This is a genomic window from Yoonia sp. SDW83-1, assembly GCF_046762885.1.
Lineage (GTDB): Bacteria > Pseudomonadota > Alphaproteobacteria > Rhodobacterales > Rhodobacteraceae > Yoonia.
Genome location: NZ_JBKQXO010000003.1, coordinates 122979 through 142710, shown reverse-complemented (window position 1 = coordinate 142710; position 19732 = coordinate 122979). Strand labels below are relative to the sequence as shown.

Sequence of the window (19732 nt, the reverse complement as noted above, 5' to 3'; positions counted from 1 at the left end):
AGCAACCTTTCGTTTCTTGCGAGGCGCAGGCTATCGTGTTCTGCTTGCACACTCTGACGGTTATCAATGTTGTCAGACCATCACCGCGCCGTCGGCCTTGATTGCGTTTGCGGTGTCCGCGTTTTCGCCGAGGATCATTTCGTTATGCGGTTTGCCGGATGGGATCATGGGGAAGCAGTTTTCGTGCTTTTCGACCAGACAGTCGAACAGCACCGGCCCGTCGTGGTTGAGCATTTCCATGATCGCGTCGTCCAGATCATCCGGGTTGTCGCAGAGGATGCCCTTGGCCCCGAAGGCCTCGGCCAGTTTTACGAAATCGGGCAGGGATTCAGACCAGCTGGATGAGTAGCGTTCCCCGTGCAGCAGTTCCTGCCATTGCCGTACCATGCCCAAGCGTTCGTTGTTCAGGATGAACTGTTTGACTGGCAGGCGGTATTGCATGGCCGTGCCCAGTTCCTGCATGTTCATCAGCCATGACGCTTCGCCCGCCACGTTGATCACGAGCGCATCGGGATGGGCCATCTGCACGCCGATGGAGGCGGGGAAGCCGTAGCCCATGGTCCCCAGTCCGCCGGAGGTCATCCAGCGGTTGGGATCCTCGAACCCCAGATATTGGGCGGCCCACATCTGGTGCTGGCCCACTTCGGTGCAGATGTAGCGGTCGTGCTTTTTGGTCAGTTCTTCAAGCCGGGACAGGGCGTATTGGGGTTTGATCACCTTGCCTTTTTGTTCGAATTTCAGGCAGTCGATCTTTTTCCATTCGTTGATCTGGTGCCACCATTTGCTGACATTTTCCTTGTCGGTCTTACGGCCGCGGGATTTCCAGACATTCAACAGATCCTCGAGCACATGGGCAACGTCGCCCAGGATCGGGATATCGACATGGATCACTTTGTTGATCGAGGATGGATCGATGTCGATATGCGCTTTGCGTGATTTGGGGCTGAAGGCGTCGATCCGCCCGGTGATCCGGTCGTCGAAGCGGGCGCCTATGTTGATCATCAGGTCGCAGTCATGCATGGCCATGTTGGCCTCGTAGAGCCCGTGCATGCCCAGCATACCGATCCAGTTTTCACCCGACGCCGGATAGCAGCCCAGCCCCATCAGGGTCGACGTGATGGGAAAGCCGGTGGCGGCGACCAGTTCGCGCAGCAGCTGGCTGGCGGCCGGGCCGGAGTTGATGACCCCGCCGCCGGTGTAGAAAATGGGCCGCTTGGCCGTTTCCATTGCCGTCGCCAGTTCGGTGATCATTTCCAGATCACCCTTGGTTTGCGGGTTGTAGTGCGTTTCGACCTGCCGCGCCTCGGTATAGGTGCCGGTGGCGAATTGCACATCTTTGGGGATGTCGACCACAACCGGGCCGGGACGGCCTGATGTGGCGATATGAAACGCCTCGTGCATGACGGCAGCCAGTTTGTCCGTCTCTTTCACCAGCCAGTTATGTTTGGTGCAGGGGCGGGTGATGCCGACGGTGTCTGCTTCCTGAAAGGCGTCGGAGCCGATCATGAAGGTGGGGACCTGACCAGTCAGCACAATGATCGGGATCGAGTCCATCAGGGCGTCGGTCAGGCCGGTCACAGCGTTTGTGGCACCGGGACCGGAGGTGACCAGTGCCACGCCGGGTTTGCCGGTGGCGCGCGCATAGCCTTCGGCGGCATGCACCGCGCCCTGTTCATGGCGCACCAGAACATGCTGGATGTGGTTTTGCTGAAAAATCTCGTCGTAAATCGGTAGGACGGCGCCACCGGGGTAACCAAAGACGACGTCCACGCCCTGATCTATCAGAGCTTGTACGACCATTTTTGCGCCCGTCATGGCTTTTGTCATTTTCCTCGCGTCCTTCGCGTTTTGGTTTCATCAGTCACAAAAAAACCCCCGAGGTTATTCGGGGGCGCATGGGATCGTTATGGGTTTACCGTTACCGGCCCATGCGCGCATTTCTCACCACTAGTACGACGATATTCATCGGGGTTCCTTTCGTGTGCGTGGACATTAGTGGCACCCGCAAAGGGGGTCAACAGCAGAAATTAGAGAAAGTGTCGCAAACCGGCAGTTTGTCGCAACTTTCTTTCTGGCCACGTCAGGCGCGCCGCAGTTTGCGGCTGATATGCGCCCGCGTCGATGTCGCCAGCAGGATAAAATGCGCGATCGTGAACACGCCGATCAGCACAATGGCGTAGACCCCGAGGATCTGGATCATGGGCACCTTGAAATTCAGGTGCGGCAGGTTCGCTATGATCAGCGGCCCGTACCACGATACAAATGACAAGATCCCACAGCTGACAAAGACATGCTGGCGCAGTTGTGTCGTGCCTTCCAGCATCGTGCCGCCCACCTGTTGCTGCAGGAAGGGCAGGATGGTCCGGTGGATATAGACCCCGTTGGCAGTCAGGATTGCCACGATCACCATCTTTGCCCAGATCTTTTCATTGCTCAGCTTGATTGGCTCGTAGGCCCAGTAGTAGATCAGGAAACCGATCCCTGTGACCCAGAGTAGTTTCAGCCCTACGGCCACGATATCGGCGCAGAATTCGAAGATGTCGCAGGATTGTTGTGTCAGCACCCGCCCCAGAAAGAACCGCAGGATCATCATGTCGAGCAGCATGGCCGCCCCAAGCCCGAGTGCGAGGCCGATGAAGTGGAAAATCCGCAACACGCTGCGCATCATTTGTTGGGGATCGCTGGAAAGCGCGAGGGCAACGTCAGTCAGGTTCATGTCAGTCTTTGCATGATGTCGGACCGCCCCCGCAATCCGACGATGTTAGTATTCGGCGCGCGGCATGTTTGGATGCCTCGCCTGACTATAAGTCCCGACCGGACTTGCATTTTCAACTGATCTGACAGTGCCCCCCGGTATTCGGCGGAAATGTGCCGCGTGTCGCGTTTCAGGGTTGTTGTCTGTCTCGTCCCGCGAACGGATGTTCAACCGGCTGCTTGACCGCAAAGGCGAACCGTTTGGCAATATCGCTGTAGCCGAGGAACAGCGTGTTTTCGTTGGCCGTCAGGTATTGCTGGCGCCGTTCGGTATAAAGCTTGGGCAGATCATACCATGCGGTGCGCGGGCTGGCGTGGTGGACGATATGCAGGTTGTTGTTGAGATAGAGCAGGGCCAGCACCGGGTGCGCCTCGACCACGGCCGACCGCGCGCCGACATTTTCGGCCGCCTGATGTTCGGCATAGGCGCGCATCGCAGTCAGTGACAGGGCGGGGTAGACCACGAAGATAAAATAGACCCAGAGCGGCATCTGAAAGACTGTCAGGATGATGGACCCCAGTGCGATCATACCCAGGGCATGCAGGCCCCAGGCCAGACGCACGCCGGGCTGGTTTTGCCGCAGCCGCCAAATCTCTGTCCGGGCGAAACCAATCATGGTCAGGGTCGGCCCGATGATCAGTCGCCCGACAAATGTGTTGTTGAGCGCGAAGATATGCCGCTGGAAATCATTCATCTGCCGCACATCGCTTTCGCACCAGAAATAGCTTTCGGGGTCTTCGAACGGGTCGGTCAGGTGCTCGTCCCGGTGGTGGTTCAGGTGCAGGTCCCGGTAGCGCTGATAGGGAAAGACGACGGCAAGGGGCAGGCTGACCAGTGCCTCGTTCACGCGTGGCCAGCGAGTGGGGTGCCCGTGGATGGTTTCGTGCTGCAGCGAGGTATGGAAGGCGGCGAGGACGGGCAGGGCGAAGAGCCCGAGGATCCAAAGCGGGGTTGTCCAGAGAAGCCCGGCGATGATCCAGAGCCCGTAGCATCCGATGATCAGGGCCAATGTGCCCCATTCTGTACGCAATGCACCCGTCTGCAAAACCGGCCTTTCCTCTTATGTCAGGGAATCGCGCGGGTTGTCCCGCTCACGACTGCGTGATGGTGAGCGGGAACGGGGTTTTGGTCAAGAATTATTCGTCGGCCGGTTTGATCTTGTCCCAGGTTTGGGTGTCGAAATCGGACGCGGCGTGCCGTTCGCGCAGTTGTTCGCTTTCTTCGCCCCAGGCTTTGTTGACCATCTTGCCGCGTTGGAAGGCGGGGCGGTTATAGATAGCATCCACCCAGCGGTTCACATGGCTGTAGGAGCCGGCATCGAGGAAGGTTGCGGCCTCTCCGTAGATGTCGCCGCGTACCAATGCGCCGTACCATGGTGCGATGGCCATGTCGGCGATGGTGTAGTCTGTCCCGGCGATGAAGGCGTGATCGGCCAGTTGCCGGTCCAGCACGTCGAGTTGCCGCTTGGCCTCCATCGCGAAGCGGTTGATGGGGTATTCCATGGGTTCGGGGGCATAGGCGTAGAAATGGCCGAACCCGCCGCCCAGATAAGGGGCGGAGCCTTGCAGCCAGAAGAGCCAGTTCAGCGTTTCGGTCCGTCCTTTGGTGTCGGATGGCAGGAAGGCCCCGAATTTATCAGCCAGATAAAGCAGGATATTCCCGCTTTCGAAGACGCGCGTATCGCTGCTGCGGTCGAGAAGGGCGGGGATTTTGGAGTTGGGGTTGATGCCCACAAAGCCGCTGCCGAACTGATCACCTTCCTGAATGTTGATCAGCCATGCATCGTATTCTGCATCATGGCCTGCGTCGAGCAGTTCTTCGAGCATGACGGTGACCTTGACCCCGTTGGGGGTTGCCAGTGAATGCAGTTGGAGCGGGTGCTTGCCGACCGGCAGGTCCTTGTCATGGGTGGCCCCGGCGATGGGCCGGTTGATACTGGCGAATTTGCCCCCGCTTTCGGCGTCCCATGTCCAGACTTTGGGGGGTGTGTATGCGGTCATTGCGGGCGCTCCTGATCAGTGTTTTGGCATGGATAAAGCGCCGATGTCAGGAGTGCCAGCGGGTTATGTGTTTGTGCATGCATGCTGATTGTGCGTGCTTGGTCACCTATCGTTTGATCATGGGCGCAGGATTTTTCCGAAATGTTCAACATTTTGCCTTATTCTGGGCGATAGTGTCGCAAGTGGAAACTTTAAGAAAAGGTAAATCATTATGACAGGGCACACGAACCATTCTCGTCATTCCGTGAAATGCGAGCAGAATCTGGTTGGTGTAACGAGTTTTGCAGCAGTTGCTGCTTTGACAGTTGGGATGTCGGCCATTGCCCCGACGCAGGCAGAAGCGCAATCGCTTTGTTCCGAATACACGATTGTCAGAGGCGACACGTTGAGCGGCATTGCCAAGACGGCGGGTGTTCAGGGTGGTTTTCAGTTGTTGTTCAGCGCAAATGCGGGTTTGTTGAGCAGCCCCAATATTCTTGAGGTGGGGCAGGTGATTGCCATTCCCTGTGCGGATGGGTCGCTGCCCGGTGCGGCGGAATCGGTTGTGTCGATTGCAACGCCGGTGACGACAACCGCGACCAACCGCCCGGCCACATTTGTTACCGCAAGCGGCTATGCCCCTTTTACTGATGAGGACCTGCCTGAGGGTGGGATGATCACGCAGATGATCACGCGGTCGATGGAACTGGGCAACCCCGATCAGGAATTTCGTGTTGTGTTCGTCAATGACTGGGGATCGCATCTGACCGAATTGCTGCCCAGCGGTGCGTTTGACATGGGGTTCCCGTGGTTCCTGCCTGATTGCACCAAGGTCGATCTGTTGTCGGAGCCGAATGCGCGACGCTGTACGTTCTTTGATGCCTCCGAGCCTTTTTATGAGGCGGCTGTGGGCTGGTACACGTTGAATGGCAGCCCGTTTGCCGCCATGACGGAATATGATCAGCTATTTGGTGCGACGCTGTGCCGGCCTGATGGCTGGTTTTCCTTTGACCTTGAAGGTGAGGGTCTGACACCACCGAATGTCGAGATGGTGTTCGCCAGGTCGGAAGAGGCGTGTTGGGAGATGCTGCAGGCGGGTGAGGTTGATGTGATCACCTATGACGCGCTGCCTGCCGAGGAGGATTACACCGAACTGGGCATTGCTGATCAGATCACGGACATACCGGCCCTTGCTTCCAGCGTGACCTTGCATGTGTTCACGCCCAAGGACAATCCGAACGGCAAGGCCTATCTGGAAACGGTCAATGCCGGGCTTGAGAAGTTGCGTCTGTCAGGTGAGTGGTTTGAGATCGTCCGCAGCCAGATTCAGGAAACCGTCGAAAACTGAACCTGTTGATGATGTGGGGCAGACTGTATCTGCCCCACATCAGTTATTGTCTTAGGGGCGCACCCAAACCTCGACCCGCCGGTTCACGCGCCGACCGCTGCTGAGTTCGTTGCAGGCGGCCGGTTCAAGTTCACCGTAGCCAGTGGATACGATCTGCACGCTGTTGCGCACTTCAGCAGGCAATTGTGCCAGCACCGTTTCGCGCACTGTGGCCGAGCGGTTTTGTGACAGCACATCATTGGAGCTGAACGACCCGATGGAGTCGGTGAAGCCTGCGAAGATGACCTCGCTTGGCCGTTCTTCGATGATGTAATCCACCACGCGCCGGATGTCGGCGATTGCCCGGACGTCAAGCCGGCTGGACCCCAGCGCAAAGCGGAAGTTCGTCGAAAGCCGCTGTGTTGTCTGCAGATCGCGCAGCAGATCACGCAACCGGCGCAGTTCGAACGGATCGTCGGTTTCGAACATCGCCTCTTGAATGCGCTGGGCATTCACGGTCTGCGGTTCGACAATCACGCCCAGGTCAATGAAACCGGCCTTGCGGACCAGATCATCAAGCCCGTCTTCATCAAGGAAGTCGAGAAATTCGCGCGCCTCTGTCGAAACGGAGGCCCGGTTATAGGCATAGAACCGGCGCTGCATGATGTATTCTTCGGTTTTGATCGAGAAGACGGAGGGCGTGTTGACGATCCCGCAGGTGGATTCGACCGGCACAGCCCGCGCGTCGCGCAAGTTGGCAAATGGCACCACACCGATGCCGAACGGGTCCGCCGTGATCTTGTTTGTCATCTCGCTCATGGTCTGGACGACGTTGATATCGTCGCCGAGTTCAGCATCAGCCGGTTCGAGCACAAGTTCGTCGACATAGTGGATGGCGGCGTTCGCCTCATCAAAGGAATAGACATTGATAGGGGCGTTCGGTCCGCCGATTTGTGACCAGTTGTCGATTTCGCCTGAGAAGATGCGCGGCACGTCAGCCACGTTGATTTTCGGCAGGTTGTTGCTAGGGGAGACCGCCACGACAAGCCCTTCGACTGCCAGAACACGTTCCTGGCCGGGATCGGTAATGATCCCGCCACCGCCTTCGGCGACTTCTTCGATGTCATCGTCTTCTGCCGGTTCGTCGAGGAAGATGATTTCAACCTCGCCTTCGGAGAGGGCTTCGATCGCTTCTTCCTCTTCCTCGATCACGACACCGTAGCGGCGTACATAATCGCCGTCATCCTGGCGCAGACGGATGTCGATCAGATCGATTGGACCGTCATCATCATCATCGTCGTCGTCATCGTCCCGGGCGTCGTCATCATCGTCGTCGTCATCGTCATCATCTTCTGGTCCACCCGGACGGGGCCGCCCGATATCATCGGGCAAGGGTTGGCCAAGCCCGTCCGTGGTGATCACAGTCGCGTCGAACCGTTCGGCAAGGCCCTGTGCGACGACCGGCAGAAGCTGGTCGGCGATGCCCGCAGAGGCGATCATTTCGAAGGTGAAATCAATCTCGGCGATGTCGTCATCGTCGTCATCATCATCGTCGTCATCTTCTAGCAATGCGCAGTCTTCGCCGACGCATCTGAATGCCCCCAATTGCAGCCTGAGTTGCCCCAGGTCGGTGTTGACGACGACGGTCTCTTCTTCGACCTCGACAATCTCACCGGTGATTTCGATGCTGCCGTCGTTGGAGGTCAGCGTGACCTCGTCCGCCATCGCGCCCGTGGCGACGGTTTGGAGCGCTAGAAATGTCGTTGTCAGGAAAGTTCCGTTTCGCAATACGCGTGATCGGGATGCAGCCTTGTGCAAAACCATAATTGTGTCCACTCGATAACGCCCCCGTAAACCTGTCGTTGCATGAAGTATTATGCCAACGCAATGTATTTATGTGGCACGTGTACTAAAGTCACTGATCGGAGCGTCCAGTATAACCTTGGTTTAGATGATCGCGACGCAATTGACGCGATTAGATGCTCGTGCCCTGCAGAACCCCATGTTCCAATGCGTAGCGGGTTAGCCCTGCGGTTGAACTGATTCCCAGTTTCCGCTTGATGTTGTTACGGTGGGTTTCGACGGTTCGGACAGAGATGTTGAGGCTGTTTGCCACCTCTTTGTTGGAGTGCCCCTGCGCCAATTCCAGCAGGATGGTCTGTTCCCGGCTTGTCAGCGTTTCGCGCCCGTCGCTGATCTTGGGTTGCAGGGACCCTTTGGCCCCGGTGCAGAGGTATTCCTCGCCGCGCATCACGGTGTCGATGGCGGTCCGGATTTCATCGGTCGGCACGTCCTTGAGGATATAGCCCTTGGCACCGTGGCTGAGCGCGGTTGAGATGTATTCGGGACTGTCATGCATCGACAGGATCAGGATACGGGTGTCGGGTCGTTCTTCGAGGATCATTTCGGTGGCGTTCAGCCCCGACAGGCCGGGCATGTTCAGGTCAAGCAGGATCACATCGGGTTGCAATTCGTTGACCCGGTTCACGGCTTCCTGTCCGTTGCCAAGCGTGCCAACGACGCTGATGTCGTCATAGGTTTCAAGAATGGCCTGGATGCCTTCGGTCACCATGGGGTGGTCGTCTACGATCAAGATGCGGATCGTCATGCGCTTTCCTTTGTGTCTTGGGTCTTTTTCTGTGGGCTGAGCATGTGGGTCAGGGGCACCTCGGCCTCGATCACGGTGCCAGAGTTGGATGAGAGCACGCGCAGAGTGCCGCCAAGCTGTTCGATGCGTTCCTGCATGTTGCGCATGCCCAGACCGCTGATTGCCCGACGGTTCGGTTGCGGCCATGTCATGCCCTTGCCGTTGTCGGTGATCCGCAGCAGCGCGCCCTTGCGATGCCCTTTGAGCGACATGTGCACGCGGGTCGCGCCGGCGTGCCGTTCGATATTTGTCAGCGCCTCTTGCGCAATGCGGTAAAGGGCGATCCGCGCCTCTTCGTCCAGCCGGTTGCGGAAGACGACGGTTTCGAATTCGGTTTCGGTGCCGGTGCGTTTGCTGAAATCATCTGTGAGTGCCTGCAGGGCGGGGCCGAGCCCCAGATCATCCAGCACGCCGGGTCGCAGGTCGCGGCTGATCCGCCGCACCTCTTGAATGGCCTGACCCAGCCCGTCGATCCCCTTGTTCAGGATTACGCCGTTTTCGCCCATCTTGCGCCGCGCCAGTTCGAGCGCGTAGCGGACGCCGACCAGCATCTGGCTGATCCCGTCATGGAGTTCGCGCGCGACCCGCCCGCGTTCTTCTTCCTGGGTGTCGATGATCCGCTGGGTGAGATCCTTGAGCTTGGCATCTGCCAGACGCCGTTCGCGGATGTTGAGGAACATGCCGGTCGTGAAAACGCCCATCAGCGCCGCCACTGTGATCGCCACGATGTAATAGGAGGTGCGGGTGATCCGCGCCTCGACATCGGCGCGGGCGGCGGCGACGTTTTCGAGCACATCGTCGATGAAGACGCCGGTGCCGATGGCCCAGCGCCAGTCCTGCAGGCCGTTGACATAGACGATCATGCGTTCGTTGGCACCGGTCGAGGGCTTGGGCCAGTCAAAGCTGTGATAGCCGCCACCGGTGCGGGCAATGCGGATCAACTCATCGGTGATGGGCGTGCCGTTGAGGTCTTCCAGACCACTCCAGTTCTTGCCGATCAGATAGGTTTGCCGGGGGGCGACAAGGTTATTGCCGTCATAGTCAAAGACAAAGAAATAACCGTCCTGCCCGTAAAGCATGGCGGCCAGTTCGCGGGTGACTGACAGTTTTGCGTCTTCATCGTCGGGCGCGGCGCGCCCGTAGGTGTTGACGAATGCGGTGCGCGCGATGGACAGGTAGTTTTTCAGTTCGGCCCGTTTGGTTTCAATCAGCTGGGTTTCAAGCGCCTGAATCTCACGCTCGGCCAGTTGCCGTGATTGCGATGTCACCACCAGAAAGATCAGGAAAACCGCCACGACAAGAGGCAGGGTTGCCAGAAGAAATACCTTCTGTCCGTAACTCATACTGACCATGTCGCGCAATCGCGCAAGAAACCCTGTCATGACAAATCCGATACGCGGGAATCAGTTGCGAATCAAACGCCAACCGCGTCTTGTGAGAGGGGGTTTAATGAGTGTTAGCGTATAAACACCCGTCGCAATTGGTAAAAAAATGTGACAAATTTGTGTTTTCTACGCAGTACTACGTATTTTCCGACATGGGTGCGCAGGCTAGTCTGCGCGAACGAAATCGATCTGTCTTCGCCCGGTTTTCTGCGGGGTGGGGGGACTAATAATTGGGAGGCTACTTAATGGATCGTCGTTCTTTTCTAAAAAATTCAGCACTTGGTGGTGGCGCGGCAGCGGCAACTGCACTGGCTGCGCCTGCATATGCGCAGGGCAACCGGACGCTGACACTTGTCACGACCTGGGGCCGCGGCCTTGCCGGTGTGCATGACGCAGCACAACGTGCCGCTGACACAATTACAGCGCTTTCTGGTGGATCGCTGACGATCGACCTGAAGGCGGCTGGTGAGCTTGTCGGTGCGTTCGAGGTGTTTGACGCTGTGACCTCTGGTCAGGCGGACATGTACCACGGTGCCGACTACTACTTTGTTGGTCAGCATCCGGGCTATGCGTTCTTTACGTCTGTCCCGTTCGGTATGACGCCGCAAGAGATCAGCAACTGGTATTATCAGGGTGAAGGTCAGGCCTTCCATGATGAACTGGGCAGCATCTTTGGTCTGAAGTCGTTCCTTGCCGGTAACACGGGCCCACAGGCCGGTGGCTGGTTCGCCAAGGAAATCGCAGGTCCGGAGGATTTCCAGGGTCTGAAGTTCCGTATGCCCGGTCTGGGTGGCGAAGCGCTGGGCAAGATGGGTGCATCGGTACAGAACCTGCCAGGTGCAGAAGTGTATCAGGCGCTGGCATCCGGTGCCATCGACGGCACCGAATGGATCGGTCCATGGGCCGACGAAAAGGCCGGTTTCCAGGAAATCACCAAGTTCTACTATACCGCCGGTATGCATGAGCCGGGTGCCGCCCTGTCACTGGCCACAAACCTCGACGTGTGGGAGAGCCTGAACCCTGAGCACCAGAAGATCATCGAGATCGCATCCGGTGAGGCCCACCAGTGGAACCTGGCCCAGTTCATGAACAACAACGGTGCAGCGCTGCAGCGTCTGCAGGCCGGTGGCGTCAAGGTTCTGGAATTCCCTGACAGCGTTTGGGATGCCATGGGTACCGCCGCCAAGGAGACGATGGACCAGTATAACGGTGATGAGCTGTATGACCGTATGCGCGCCAGCTATGAAGCGTCGATGCGGTCGTCGTCCGGCTGGATCACACAGTCCGAAGGTGCGTATCGCAACCAGCGTGACCGCGTGATGGGCTAAGCCCAGACGACTGAATGAATGGATCGGGCCCGCTGGTATTGCGGGCCCTTTCACAAGGATTTTCTGGCGCGGTGCGGACCCTTTGCGGTGGTCCCCGCGTGAGGTGGGGGAGCTTCGATGGAAGAAGAGATCGCTTGCACAGGGTTTTTCCGTGCGGAGGTTGAGGACACGATCAGTTGTCTGGATGCCTTTGAGGCGGGAGGACCGGTTCAGTTCTTTTTCGGCAACCTTTTGGAAGCCCCTTACAATCTGTTCGACGCGCTGCTGAACCCCAGTTCATGGCTGGGCTGGATCAGCCATATCTCATTACGTGATCGGATTTCCGATACTGAAGCCGGCCAGTCGCTGATGCGCTTTATCTACTACGGCGCCTCGGTTGAGTTGTTCTTTGTCGTGCTGTGGGTGTTTCTGGTCACGACCATCATCGGCCTGATCAGCAACCGCTTCATGTGGGGTTGCGTGCGCGGCCTTGAAGGCTTTGCCAATGTGGTGGGCCGGATTGCCGCCTGGGCCGGGCTTTTGATGGTGCTGCAGCAGATCATCATCATCTTCATGCAGCGTGTGTTCGCGGTGTCCGAGATTTCGCTGGGTCTGGGTGTCAGTTTCACCAAGGATGTCAGTTGGTGGTCTGAAGAGTTGAAGCTTTATAACGCGATCATTGTTTGTATGTGTGCCGCCTACACGTTTGTGCAGGGCGGCCATGTGCGCGTTGACCTGGTTTATTCCGGTGTCAGTTACCGCGCCAAACGGGTGATCGACATGTTTGGCAGCATTGTCTTCATGATCCCTGCTGCCGTGCTGACATGGTTGTTCGGCTGGTTCTTTATGTGGCGCAGTCTGGTGACGCCCCCGACATCGGCGTCGGATGGTTTGGACAGGTTGCTGAACAAGGCCCGTGCGTTGAAGTGGAATGTGGAGACCATCGGGTTTTCGCCCAACGGGTTTGACGCCTACATCCTGTTCAAGGTGCTGCTGATCATCTTCACGGCGATGGTCATGTTGCAGGCGGTCGCGTTCTTCTATCGCTCACTTCTGGAGTTCAGGGAAGGGCCCGCCAGCGAAGGCAAGTATCTTGACAAGGACCCCATCGGCGATCCGACCGCCGAACTGGTCGCAAAAATTCACTAGGATTGGGGCGGTAAGATCATGCTTTTTGGACTTGATGGCATTGAGATCGGCATCATCATCGTCTTTCTGACGTTGTTTGCCGGTATCCTGTCGGGCTTCCCCGTTGCGTTTGCGATCAGCGGTTCTGCCGTGATTTCGTTTGCGATTATCGCTGCTTTGGACAGTTCCGGCTTGCTGATCCACGCCGCTGTGGACCAGAATTCGCCGGAATATGCGGCCCTGATTGCTGAAGGCGTCAGGCCGGATGCGATATCGGTTTTCCGATACCCTGATTTGCCCCGATACGAGGATGCGTTGTTCCCGCAAGGCTGGGAAGTGGCGCTGGATCGTAACGTTGGCTTCCTTGTCAACCGGATGAACGAGCGTGTGCTGGCGGGCCAGTCGATTGAGACGCTGTTGGCCGTGCTGATGTTTGTGATGATGGGGATCATCCTTGAGCGGTCCCGCATCGCTGAGGAACTGCTGACCACGATGGCGAAGGTGTTCGGGCCGCTGCCCGGTGGTCTGGCCGTGTCCATTGTGCTTGTTGGTGCGTTCCTTGCAGCCTCGACAGGGATTGTCGGGGCGACGGTTGTGACGATGGGTCTGCTGGCGCTACCGACCATGTTGAAGAACGGCTATTCGCCGGAACTGTCGACAGGTGTGATTGCCGCGTCGGGCACGCTGGGCCAGATCATTCCGCCATCCATTGTCATCGTCCTGTTGGGCACGCTGGCGGGCGATCTGTATTCTGCCGCGCAAGAGGACCGCGCCCGTCTTGCTGGCTGTTCTGACGCGCTGACCTATCTGGGTGAGCCCGCGGTGGTATCGGTAGGGACCCTGTTCCAGGCGGCCCTGTTGCCAGGTATCCTGCTGGCGGTGCTCTATGCGGCCTATGCGTTTGGTTTTGCCCTGATCAATCCATCCAAGGCGCCTGCCGTTCAGTTTGAGGGCGGCAAGGACAAGCAGGCTGCACCTGGCGGCCACGCATTCACATGGTTCCTTGCGGTGCCTGTGGCCCTGATCGGCTTTACCATCGGTCTGGGGCAGGTGGGCCTTGTCGGCAATCAATCCGTGATCGTCGACAGCTTTACTGATGCGGGCCAGACGGCATCTTTGCGGACTAATGTGACTGCCGAATGTCAGGCGTCCATGATTGAGTTGCATGGCGAAGAGGCTTGGGCGGCTGCCGTGGCCCAGCAAACAGCGATTGATGAAGCTGGCGGCGTTGAGCAGGCGCGTGCCCTGTCCGAAGAAGAGCGTGCAGCGCTTGTGCTGGACCGTGTTGCGGCGGCGGCGCCGATTGGGACCGGTATTGCCATAACCGCCCTTCTTCTGGGTCTGATGCTGGTCATTGCGCGTGGTGTGGCACCGTTTGCGGATCGCACACCGCTGATCATCGGGGCTGTGGGGGTTGGACTGCTTTTGGCAGTCGATGTGTTGATTATCGGGCCGCTGACCACGCCGGGGGCGACCACGCTGATCATCGCGATCCCGTTGATCGTCGCCTATATCGGTTTGCGCCCCGCCGCGGCCTATCTGGCCAGCAACGAGATCCTGCGGGTGGTGTTCCCGCCGCTGGTTCTGATCGTGGCTGTGCTGGGGTCGATCCTGGGCGGTATCACCAATCCGACACCTGCAGCCGCATTGGGTGCAGGTGGTGCCATCTTGCTCGCGACATACCGGAAACTGCAGGAGCAGGGCCGGTCGGGTCGCATGGTCTTGCTGACCTCTGGTGCGATTATCCTGATGCTGATCATCGGCGTGAATTTCGACATGCGGTTGGGCCAAGAGGTTGTGCTGTTTGAAAACCGCGTGGCCTATGCCGTTGCATTCGCCTGTTTCCTGTTCTCGATGTTCGGGCTGATCTGGTCATGCGGGGTGCTGCTGTCGGGGGGTGTCCTTTCGCCTGCGGTGCGCGAGACGGCCAAGGTCACGTCGATGGTGTTTACGATCCTGATCGGGTCGCAGTTGCTGAACCTTGTCCTGATTTCGTTCGGGGGTGAGCATTACATCCAGCAATTCCTGCGGTCTTTTGACAGCGAGTTGCAGGTATTCCTGCTGGTCATGCTGGTGTTGTTCGTGCTGGGCTTTGTTCTTGATTTCCTTGAGATCATCTACATCGTGATCCCGATTGTGGGGCCGGTCATTTATGGCGGCACGTTTGACCCAAAATGGGTGACGATCATGATTGCCGTGAACCTGCAGACATCGTTCCTGACCCCGCCATTCGGCTTTGCGCTGTTCTATCTGCGCGGGGTCGCGCCAAAGTCGATTACCACCGGGCAGATCTATCGCGGGGTGATGCCATTCATCGGCATTCAGGTGGCTGGTTTGCTGCTGTTGTGGCTGTTCCCCGGCGTTGTCACGATCGTGCCGAACCTGTTGAACTGACACACGGAAGTTTCCTTTGAATGAGGGGCGGCGCGTCTTGCGCCGCCCTTTTTCCTCTGTCAGTAGTGTCGGAATGAGTGGGTAGAGTGTCGTTTTTGTTAACTGGTCAATCAATAAAAACGAAAGAAGCGATTTTACATGACGATGCTGGGCACTTTCATCAAACCAATGCATCCCGAGGGGCGCAGGTTTGTCGCCATCTTTGCGGCTATTTCGGTGGCTCTGTTTTTTCTGTCCACGATTCTGGGGTGGATCGGGATCGGTCTGACGGTCTGGTGCTACTACTTTTTCCGCGATCCCAAGCGCACCACGCCTGAGCGGGACGGGCTGATCATCAGCCCAGCGGATGGTATCGTGTCGCTGATCGAAAAAGCGGTGCCGCCCCCTGAGTTGGGTATGGCGGATGCGCCATTGACCCGTGTCAGCGTGTTCATGAACGTTTTCAACTGCCATGTGAACCGTGCGCCGATTGCTGGCCGGATCGCGGCGGTCGCCTATCGCCCAGGCAAGTTTTTCAATGCATCATTGGACAAGGCCAGCGTGGATAATGAGCGCAATTCGCTATGTATCGAGATGGCCGATGGTCGCCAGATTGCTGTGGTGCAGATTGCCGGGCTGGTCGCGCGCCGGATTGTCTGTTTTGTGGCGCCTGAAGCGACCCTGCAGACGGGCGAACGGTTTGGTCTAATCCGCTTTGGGTCGCGGGTGGATGTGTATCTGCCTGATGGTGTTGCGCCGCTGGTCGCGGTTGGCCAAGGCATGATCGCTGGCGAGACTGTGCTGGCAGACCTGACATCGAACGAAGCGCTGCGCACCGGGCGGACAGCGTAGGGGGATGGCGCGCGGTATTCCGACACGATCCGAATTGCCGGTGATCGCATTGTTGCCCAATGCGGTCACGCTGGCGGCGATTTGCGCTGGATTGACGGCGATCCGTTTCGGGTTTCATGGCGACTACGAACGTGCCGTTCTGTTGATCCTGCTGGCGGGGTTTCTGGATGCTGTGGATGGGCGACTGGCCCGTCTTTTGAAATCCGAAAGCAAGACCGGTGCCGAGCTGGATTCGCTTGCGGATTTTCTGAATTTCGGGGTCGCCGCCCCGCTGCTGCTATACCTTTTTGCATTGGACGAAATGCGCAGTGCCGGATGGATTGCCGTGCTGTTCTTTGCGATTTGCTGCGTGATGCGGCTGGCGCGTTTCAATGTGCAAAACAAGGCCGAGACCGTCGGCGGCGATAAACGGTATTTTGTGGGAGTGCCTGCACCGGCGGGGGCGCTGCTGGCGTTGTTGCCGATGTTCATTTCATTTCTGTTTTCGGATGCGCCGTTGATCCGGCCTGAGCTGGTGGCACTTTGGATGATCCTTGTCGGGTTGGCGATGATCAGCCGGGTGCCCACATATTCGTTCAAGATGCTGACCATTTCGCGTTCGAATGTGCCATTCTTTCTGCTGGGGGCGATGCTGTTATTGGCGGCACTGCTGACCTACGTTTGGGCCACGCTTGTGGTGCTTGATCTGCTTTATATTGCTGGTGTCTTTTGGGCCTGGCGTGCCGTGAAGACAAAGGAATAACCATGGATATCAATGCTGTCAGCACATCCTATGCCCGCTGGGCCCCGATCTATGACAAGACATTTGGGCTGATCACCAATGCCGGCCGCAAACGGACGGTGGCCTACATTAACCAGCAACAGGGCACCGTGCTGGAAGTGGGCGTTGGCACCGGCCTTGCCTTGCGGGAATATGATCCGCATTTGGCGGTGACTGGGATTGATTTCAGCGAAGAGATGCTGGCCAAGGCGCAGGCCAAGGTTGAGGCGGAGGGGCTGTCACATGTGAAGGCGTTGCGCCAGATGGATGCGCGAACCCTTGATTTTTCTGACAACAGTTTTGATACGGTGGCCGCGATGCATATCGTATCTGTCGTGCCTGAACCGGAGCGCGTAGTGGCCGAGATGGCGCGTGTCTGCAAACCGGGCGGGCGCATCGTGATCACCAATCATTTTGCCCGCGACAAAGGGTTTCTGGCGTTCTGGGAACGTATCACCGCCCCCTTTGCCAACCTGATCGGCTGGCATTCCGATTTCGAGATGGCACGTGTTCTTGGTGAAGACAGTCTGGCGCTGGCTGAACAGCGGGCGTTTCCGCCCATGGGCATGATGACATTTCTGGTGCTGGAAAAGCGGGGTGTCTAGAGCGTCGTCCGTGAAATCTGCAACGCAGATTTTCTCGGCGACAAGACAGGAGCAACAGTTGCATCTGTCTTGAAATCAAGAATCGGATTCAGATTTTTGGGATTTCGCTTTAGCTGCGCCCTTCGGGCAGGCTGATCCGCGCGACCTGTTCTGCGATCGGATCGTTGGAGAGCGGATGAACATCGGCACCGTATTGCGACGGGTCCTGTAGCAGTTCCCAGGTCCCGTTATTGTAGACCTCCAGCCCTTTGAATTTGGCTTTGTAACCCATCTTGGGGCTGCCCGGGACCCAGTAGCCCAGATAGACATATGGCAGGCCGAGATCCCGGGCGATGGCGATATGGTCGAGGATGACATAGGTGCCGAGTGACAGCCTGTCGAGCGCCGGATCAAAGAAGGAATAAACCATCGAAAGGCCGTCATCGAGGATGTCGGTCAGGCAGACCGCGCTGAGCGCTTCATCTGCTTCGTATTCGATGAGCCGCGATCGGATCGGTGTTTCCTCGACCATGGCCGCAAATTCAAAGATATCCATGTCGGCCATACCGCCGGTGGCGTGCCGCCCATCCAGATATTGGCGGAAAAGCGCGTATTGCTCTTCTGTGGCCCAGGGCGATGTCGCGCGCCGTTTCAGGTGGCTCGCGCGTTTTTGAACGCGCCTTTGGCTGCGGCTGGGCGAAAATAGTGAAACGTCGATCCGGGCCGACATACAGGCCGAGCATTCGGCGCAAGACGGCCGGTAAAGCACATTTTGCGAGCGCCGAAACCCTTGTTTTGAAAGAGAATCATTCAGTTTTGTTGCAGCATCGCCCTGCAATGCCGTGAACAGCTTGCGCTCCATCCGGCCCTCAAGATAGGGGCACGGCTGGGGGGCCGTCACATAGAATTGTGGTGCGATGGGCAGCGTATGGCGCATATGCGGGTCCGATTGATTTTGGAAACTTTAACAACCGATCCCGCTTACGCCAAGCCCCTTACTTAACAGGCGGTTAACGCCTCAGGCTTGTGCCATTTGAGCCCGGTCTTAGCCGTCTTTTTGCAGCCAATCCTGGCGATCATCCTCAATCCGGCGGGCGCGTTGATCCAGAAAATCGTCAAATTCGGATTTGTCCTTGGCCGCGCGCAGACGCCCCAGAAAATTCTCGAAACTGGTCTGTTCTTTCTCGAGCCGCTGCAGGGTGTCGGTCCGGTAGGCGTCAAAACTGGCATTGCCGCTGCTACGGTGCTGCGCCTCTGGCGCGAGCGACATCAGTGTTTCGGCTGAGGGGAGCGCCGGGCCATTGCCCCAATAGCCGGGCGCAAAGCCGCCGCGCCAGCCGATCACGACAGCCACGATGATCCCGCCCACAAGCGATGCGTTGAACGCAAAAATCACCGCAAGGATACCAAAAACACCAAAAAGCAGGGTGGAAAGCACCTGCACAGCGACCGGCATGTCGGTTTGCCTGGCGGTAGGTTGGTGCTGTGCGTTTATATCGATGCTGGTCATTTATGTGTCTCCTTGAAATAAGAAAAGGGCCCCGGTTTGCGGGGCCCTTTGTGGGTCAGGCTTGGGCGAGGCCGTCATCGTTTGCGTCTTTGGATTTGTCGGACGCTTGTGCCCGGTCATTCATGAACTGGTCGAACTCGGCCTTGTCCTTGGCTTCGCGCAGCCGTTTGAGGAAATCCTCGAACTTGTCCTGTTCTTCTTCAAGGCGACGCAGGGTTTCGGCCTTGTAGGCGTCGAATGCGCTGTTGCCGGAAGATTTGGTCATGTGACGGGCGCGGGTCCGGGTCATCCCGGTGCAGGATTTGTTGAACATGCGTTTGCTCCAGATCATGTAGGCAAGAAGGGCGAGGCCGATGGGCCAGAAGAAGATGAAGCCCAAGACCATCGCGGCAATCCAGGCGCCCTTGCCACGCTCATCAAGCCAGGCCTCGGCGCGGGCGAAAAACCCAGGGCGATGGTCATTCATAGCCATCGGGGAATGGGTGGTGGCGGTGTTCATGGGGTCAGCTCCTTGTCTGTTCGGGTTGATGTGAATGCCTTTCACATGAATAGATATCGGAAACCGGGTGCCCCTGTTCAAGTGTTAATGTGAATGTTTTTTACATAAACGGTTAAACAGTAGTGAAATCAGCAGGTTGCGCTGTCGAAATCTTGACCAGTTTTTCGGGATTGATAGGAAAGATGTGTCGTGGGGTGCCTGCGGCGGCGAAAATCTCTTTGAATTCCAGCAGGCGGGGGTCGATGAACGCCCTGATCGGGTTGAGATGGCCGACCGGGGCCACGCCGCCAATGGCAAAGCCGGTTTGTGCCCGGATCAGGGCCGCGTCGGCCTTGCCCAGTGGTTCGCCGGCGATGGCTGCCGCCTTGGCGTGATCGACCTGATTGCCGCCTGCGGTGATGAACAGGATCGCCTTGCCTGATGTCTGTCCGGCGAAGATGATCGATTTCGCGATCTGATCCAGATGGCAACCCGCGGCGTCGGCGGCTTGCTGGGCTGTCCGGGTTTCGGCGCCCATTTCAATGGGGGCTATATCGAGCCCGGCATCGCGCAGGGCTTGTGCCACCCGTTTCAGGCTCTTGCTCATGATCATGTTTCCTTTTTTGGGCATCCTAACGCGCCGCATG

General features: G+C 57.8%; 18 protein-coding genes. 7 read left to right on the top strand and 11 right to left on the bottom strand.

From position 1 onward, the window contains the following. Nucleotides 1-72: 72 nt before the first annotated feature. From ACFWW4_RS04855 to yghU, 4 genes are all read right to left on the bottom strand, one after another. Nucleotides 73-1827: an acetolactate synthase 3 large subunit gene (locus ACFWW4_RS04855; RefSeq protein ID WP_411889832.1), complete on the bottom strand. Its 1755-nt coding sequence runs from the start codon at nucleotides 1825-1827 to the stop codon at nucleotides 73-75. Between the two features lie 253 nt (nucleotides 1828-2080). Beyond that, nucleotides 2081-2716: a hypothetical protein gene (locus ACFWW4_RS04850; RefSeq protein WP_411889831.1), complete on the bottom strand. Its 636-nt coding sequence runs from the start codon at nucleotides 2714-2716 to the stop codon at nucleotides 2081-2083. Between the two features lie 169 nt (nucleotides 2717-2885). Next, complete coding sequence (locus ACFWW4_RS04845; protein ID WP_411889830.1) at nucleotides 2886-3785, bottom strand: fatty acid desaturase; 900 nt, start codon at nucleotides 3783-3785, stop codon at nucleotides 2886-2888. Between the two features lie 106 nt (nucleotides 3786-3891). Further along, nucleotides 3892-4755 carry a glutathione-dependent disulfide-bond oxidoreductase gene (gene yghU / locus ACFWW4_RS04840; RefSeq protein ID WP_411889829.1) on the bottom strand — a complete coding sequence of 288 codons (864 nt, stop codon included), beginning with the start codon at nucleotides 4753-4755 and terminating at the stop codon, nucleotides 3892-3894. Between the two features lie 310 nt (nucleotides 4756-5065). Between yghU and ACFWW4_RS04835 the strand changes: the two genes are divergently transcribed. Further along, complete coding sequence (locus ACFWW4_RS04835) at nucleotides 5066-6082, top strand: LysM peptidoglycan-binding domain-containing protein (protein ID WP_411889828.1); 1017 nt, start codon at nucleotides 5066-5068, stop codon at nucleotides 6080-6082. A 51-nt stretch (nucleotides 6083-6133) separates the two neighbouring features. Here ACFWW4_RS04835 and ACFWW4_RS04830 read toward each other — a convergent pair whose 3' ends face one another. From ACFWW4_RS04830 to ACFWW4_RS04820, 3 genes are all read right to left on the bottom strand, one after another. Further along, entirely contained in the window at nucleotides 6134-7885 is a 1752-nt protein-coding gene (locus ACFWW4_RS04830) for a substrate-binding domain-containing protein (protein ID WP_411889827.1), read from the bottom strand. Between the two features lie 151 nt (nucleotides 7886-8036). Beyond that, nucleotides 8037-8669 (bottom strand): response regulator transcription factor, encoded by a 633-nt coding sequence (locus tag ACFWW4_RS04825; RefSeq protein WP_393929347.1) that lies wholly within the window; start codon nucleotides 8667-8669, stop codon nucleotides 8037-8039. Beyond that, on the bottom strand, nucleotides 8666-10090 hold the full coding sequence (locus ACFWW4_RS04820; RefSeq protein WP_411889826.1) for a cache domain-containing protein: 1425 nt from the start codon (nucleotides 10088-10090) through the stop codon (nucleotides 8666-8668). Before ACFWW4_RS04820 ends, ACFWW4_RS04825 begins: the two co-directional genes overlap by 4 nt. A gap of 248 nt (nucleotides 10091-10338) precedes the next feature. Between ACFWW4_RS04820 and ACFWW4_RS04815 the strand changes: the two genes are divergently transcribed. The 6 genes from ACFWW4_RS04815 to ACFWW4_RS04790 all read left to right on the top strand — a co-directional run bounded on the left by ACFWW4_RS04815 (nucleotide 10339) and on the right by ACFWW4_RS04790 (nucleotide 17118). Further along, nucleotides 10339-11421 carry a TRAP transporter substrate-binding protein gene (locus ACFWW4_RS04815; RefSeq protein WP_393929343.1) on the top strand — a complete coding sequence of 361 codons (1083 nt, stop codon included), beginning with the start codon at nucleotides 10339-10341 and terminating at the stop codon, nucleotides 11419-11421. 117 nt (nucleotides 11422-11538) lie between these two features. Next, the gene (locus tag ACFWW4_RS04810; protein ID WP_393929341.1) at nucleotides 11539-12549 is read left to right on the top strand and encodes a TRAP transporter small permease subunit; all 1011 of its coding nucleotides are present in this window, start codon (nucleotides 11539-11541) and stop codon (nucleotides 12547-12549) included. Nucleotides 12550-12567: 18 nt separating this feature from the next. Continuing rightward, the gene (locus ACFWW4_RS04805; protein ID WP_411889825.1) at nucleotides 12568-14922 is read left to right on the top strand and encodes a TRAP transporter large permease; all 2355 of its coding nucleotides are present in this window, start codon (nucleotides 12568-12570) and stop codon (nucleotides 14920-14922) included. A 138-nt stretch (nucleotides 14923-15060) separates the two neighbouring features. Further along, complete coding sequence (locus tag ACFWW4_RS04800; RefSeq protein WP_411889824.1) at nucleotides 15061-15753, top strand: phosphatidylserine decarboxylase; 693 nt, start codon at nucleotides 15061-15063, stop codon at nucleotides 15751-15753. Nucleotides 15754-15757: 4 nt separating this feature from the next. Beyond that, nucleotides 15758-16495: a CDP-alcohol phosphatidyltransferase family protein gene (locus ACFWW4_RS04795; RefSeq protein WP_393929335.1), complete on the top strand. Its 738-nt coding sequence runs from the start codon at nucleotides 15758-15760 to the stop codon at nucleotides 16493-16495. 2 nt (nucleotides 16496-16497) lie between these two features. After that, nucleotides 16498-17118, top strand: a complete 621-nt coding sequence (locus ACFWW4_RS04790) for a class I SAM-dependent methyltransferase (protein ID WP_411889823.1) — start codon at nucleotides 16498-16500, stop codon at nucleotides 17116-17118. A gap of 109 nt (nucleotides 17119-17227) precedes the next feature. Here ACFWW4_RS04790 and ACFWW4_RS04785 read toward each other — a convergent pair whose 3' ends face one another. The 4 genes from ACFWW4_RS04785 to ACFWW4_RS04770 form a co-directional block, all read right to left on the bottom strand. Further along, complete coding sequence (locus ACFWW4_RS04785; protein ID WP_393929329.1) at nucleotides 17228-18034, bottom strand: arginyltransferase; 807 nt, start codon at nucleotides 18032-18034, stop codon at nucleotides 17228-17230. A gap of 108 nt (nucleotides 18035-18142) precedes the next feature. Beyond that, nucleotides 18143-18607, bottom strand: a complete 465-nt coding sequence (locus ACFWW4_RS04780; protein ID WP_411889822.1) for a DUF2852 domain-containing protein — start codon at nucleotides 18605-18607, stop codon at nucleotides 18143-18145. 55 nt (nucleotides 18608-18662) lie between these two features. Further along, entirely contained in the window at nucleotides 18663-19106 is a 444-nt protein-coding gene (locus ACFWW4_RS04775) for a DUF2852 domain-containing protein (protein ID WP_393929325.1), read from the bottom strand. Between the two features lie 112 nt (nucleotides 19107-19218). Beyond that, nucleotides 19219-19692, bottom strand: coding sequence for a YbaK/EbsC family protein (locus ACFWW4_RS04770; protein ID WP_411889821.1), 474 nt, complete (start codon nucleotides 19690-19692; stop codon nucleotides 19219-19221). Nucleotides 19693-19732 lie beyond the last annotated feature (40 nt).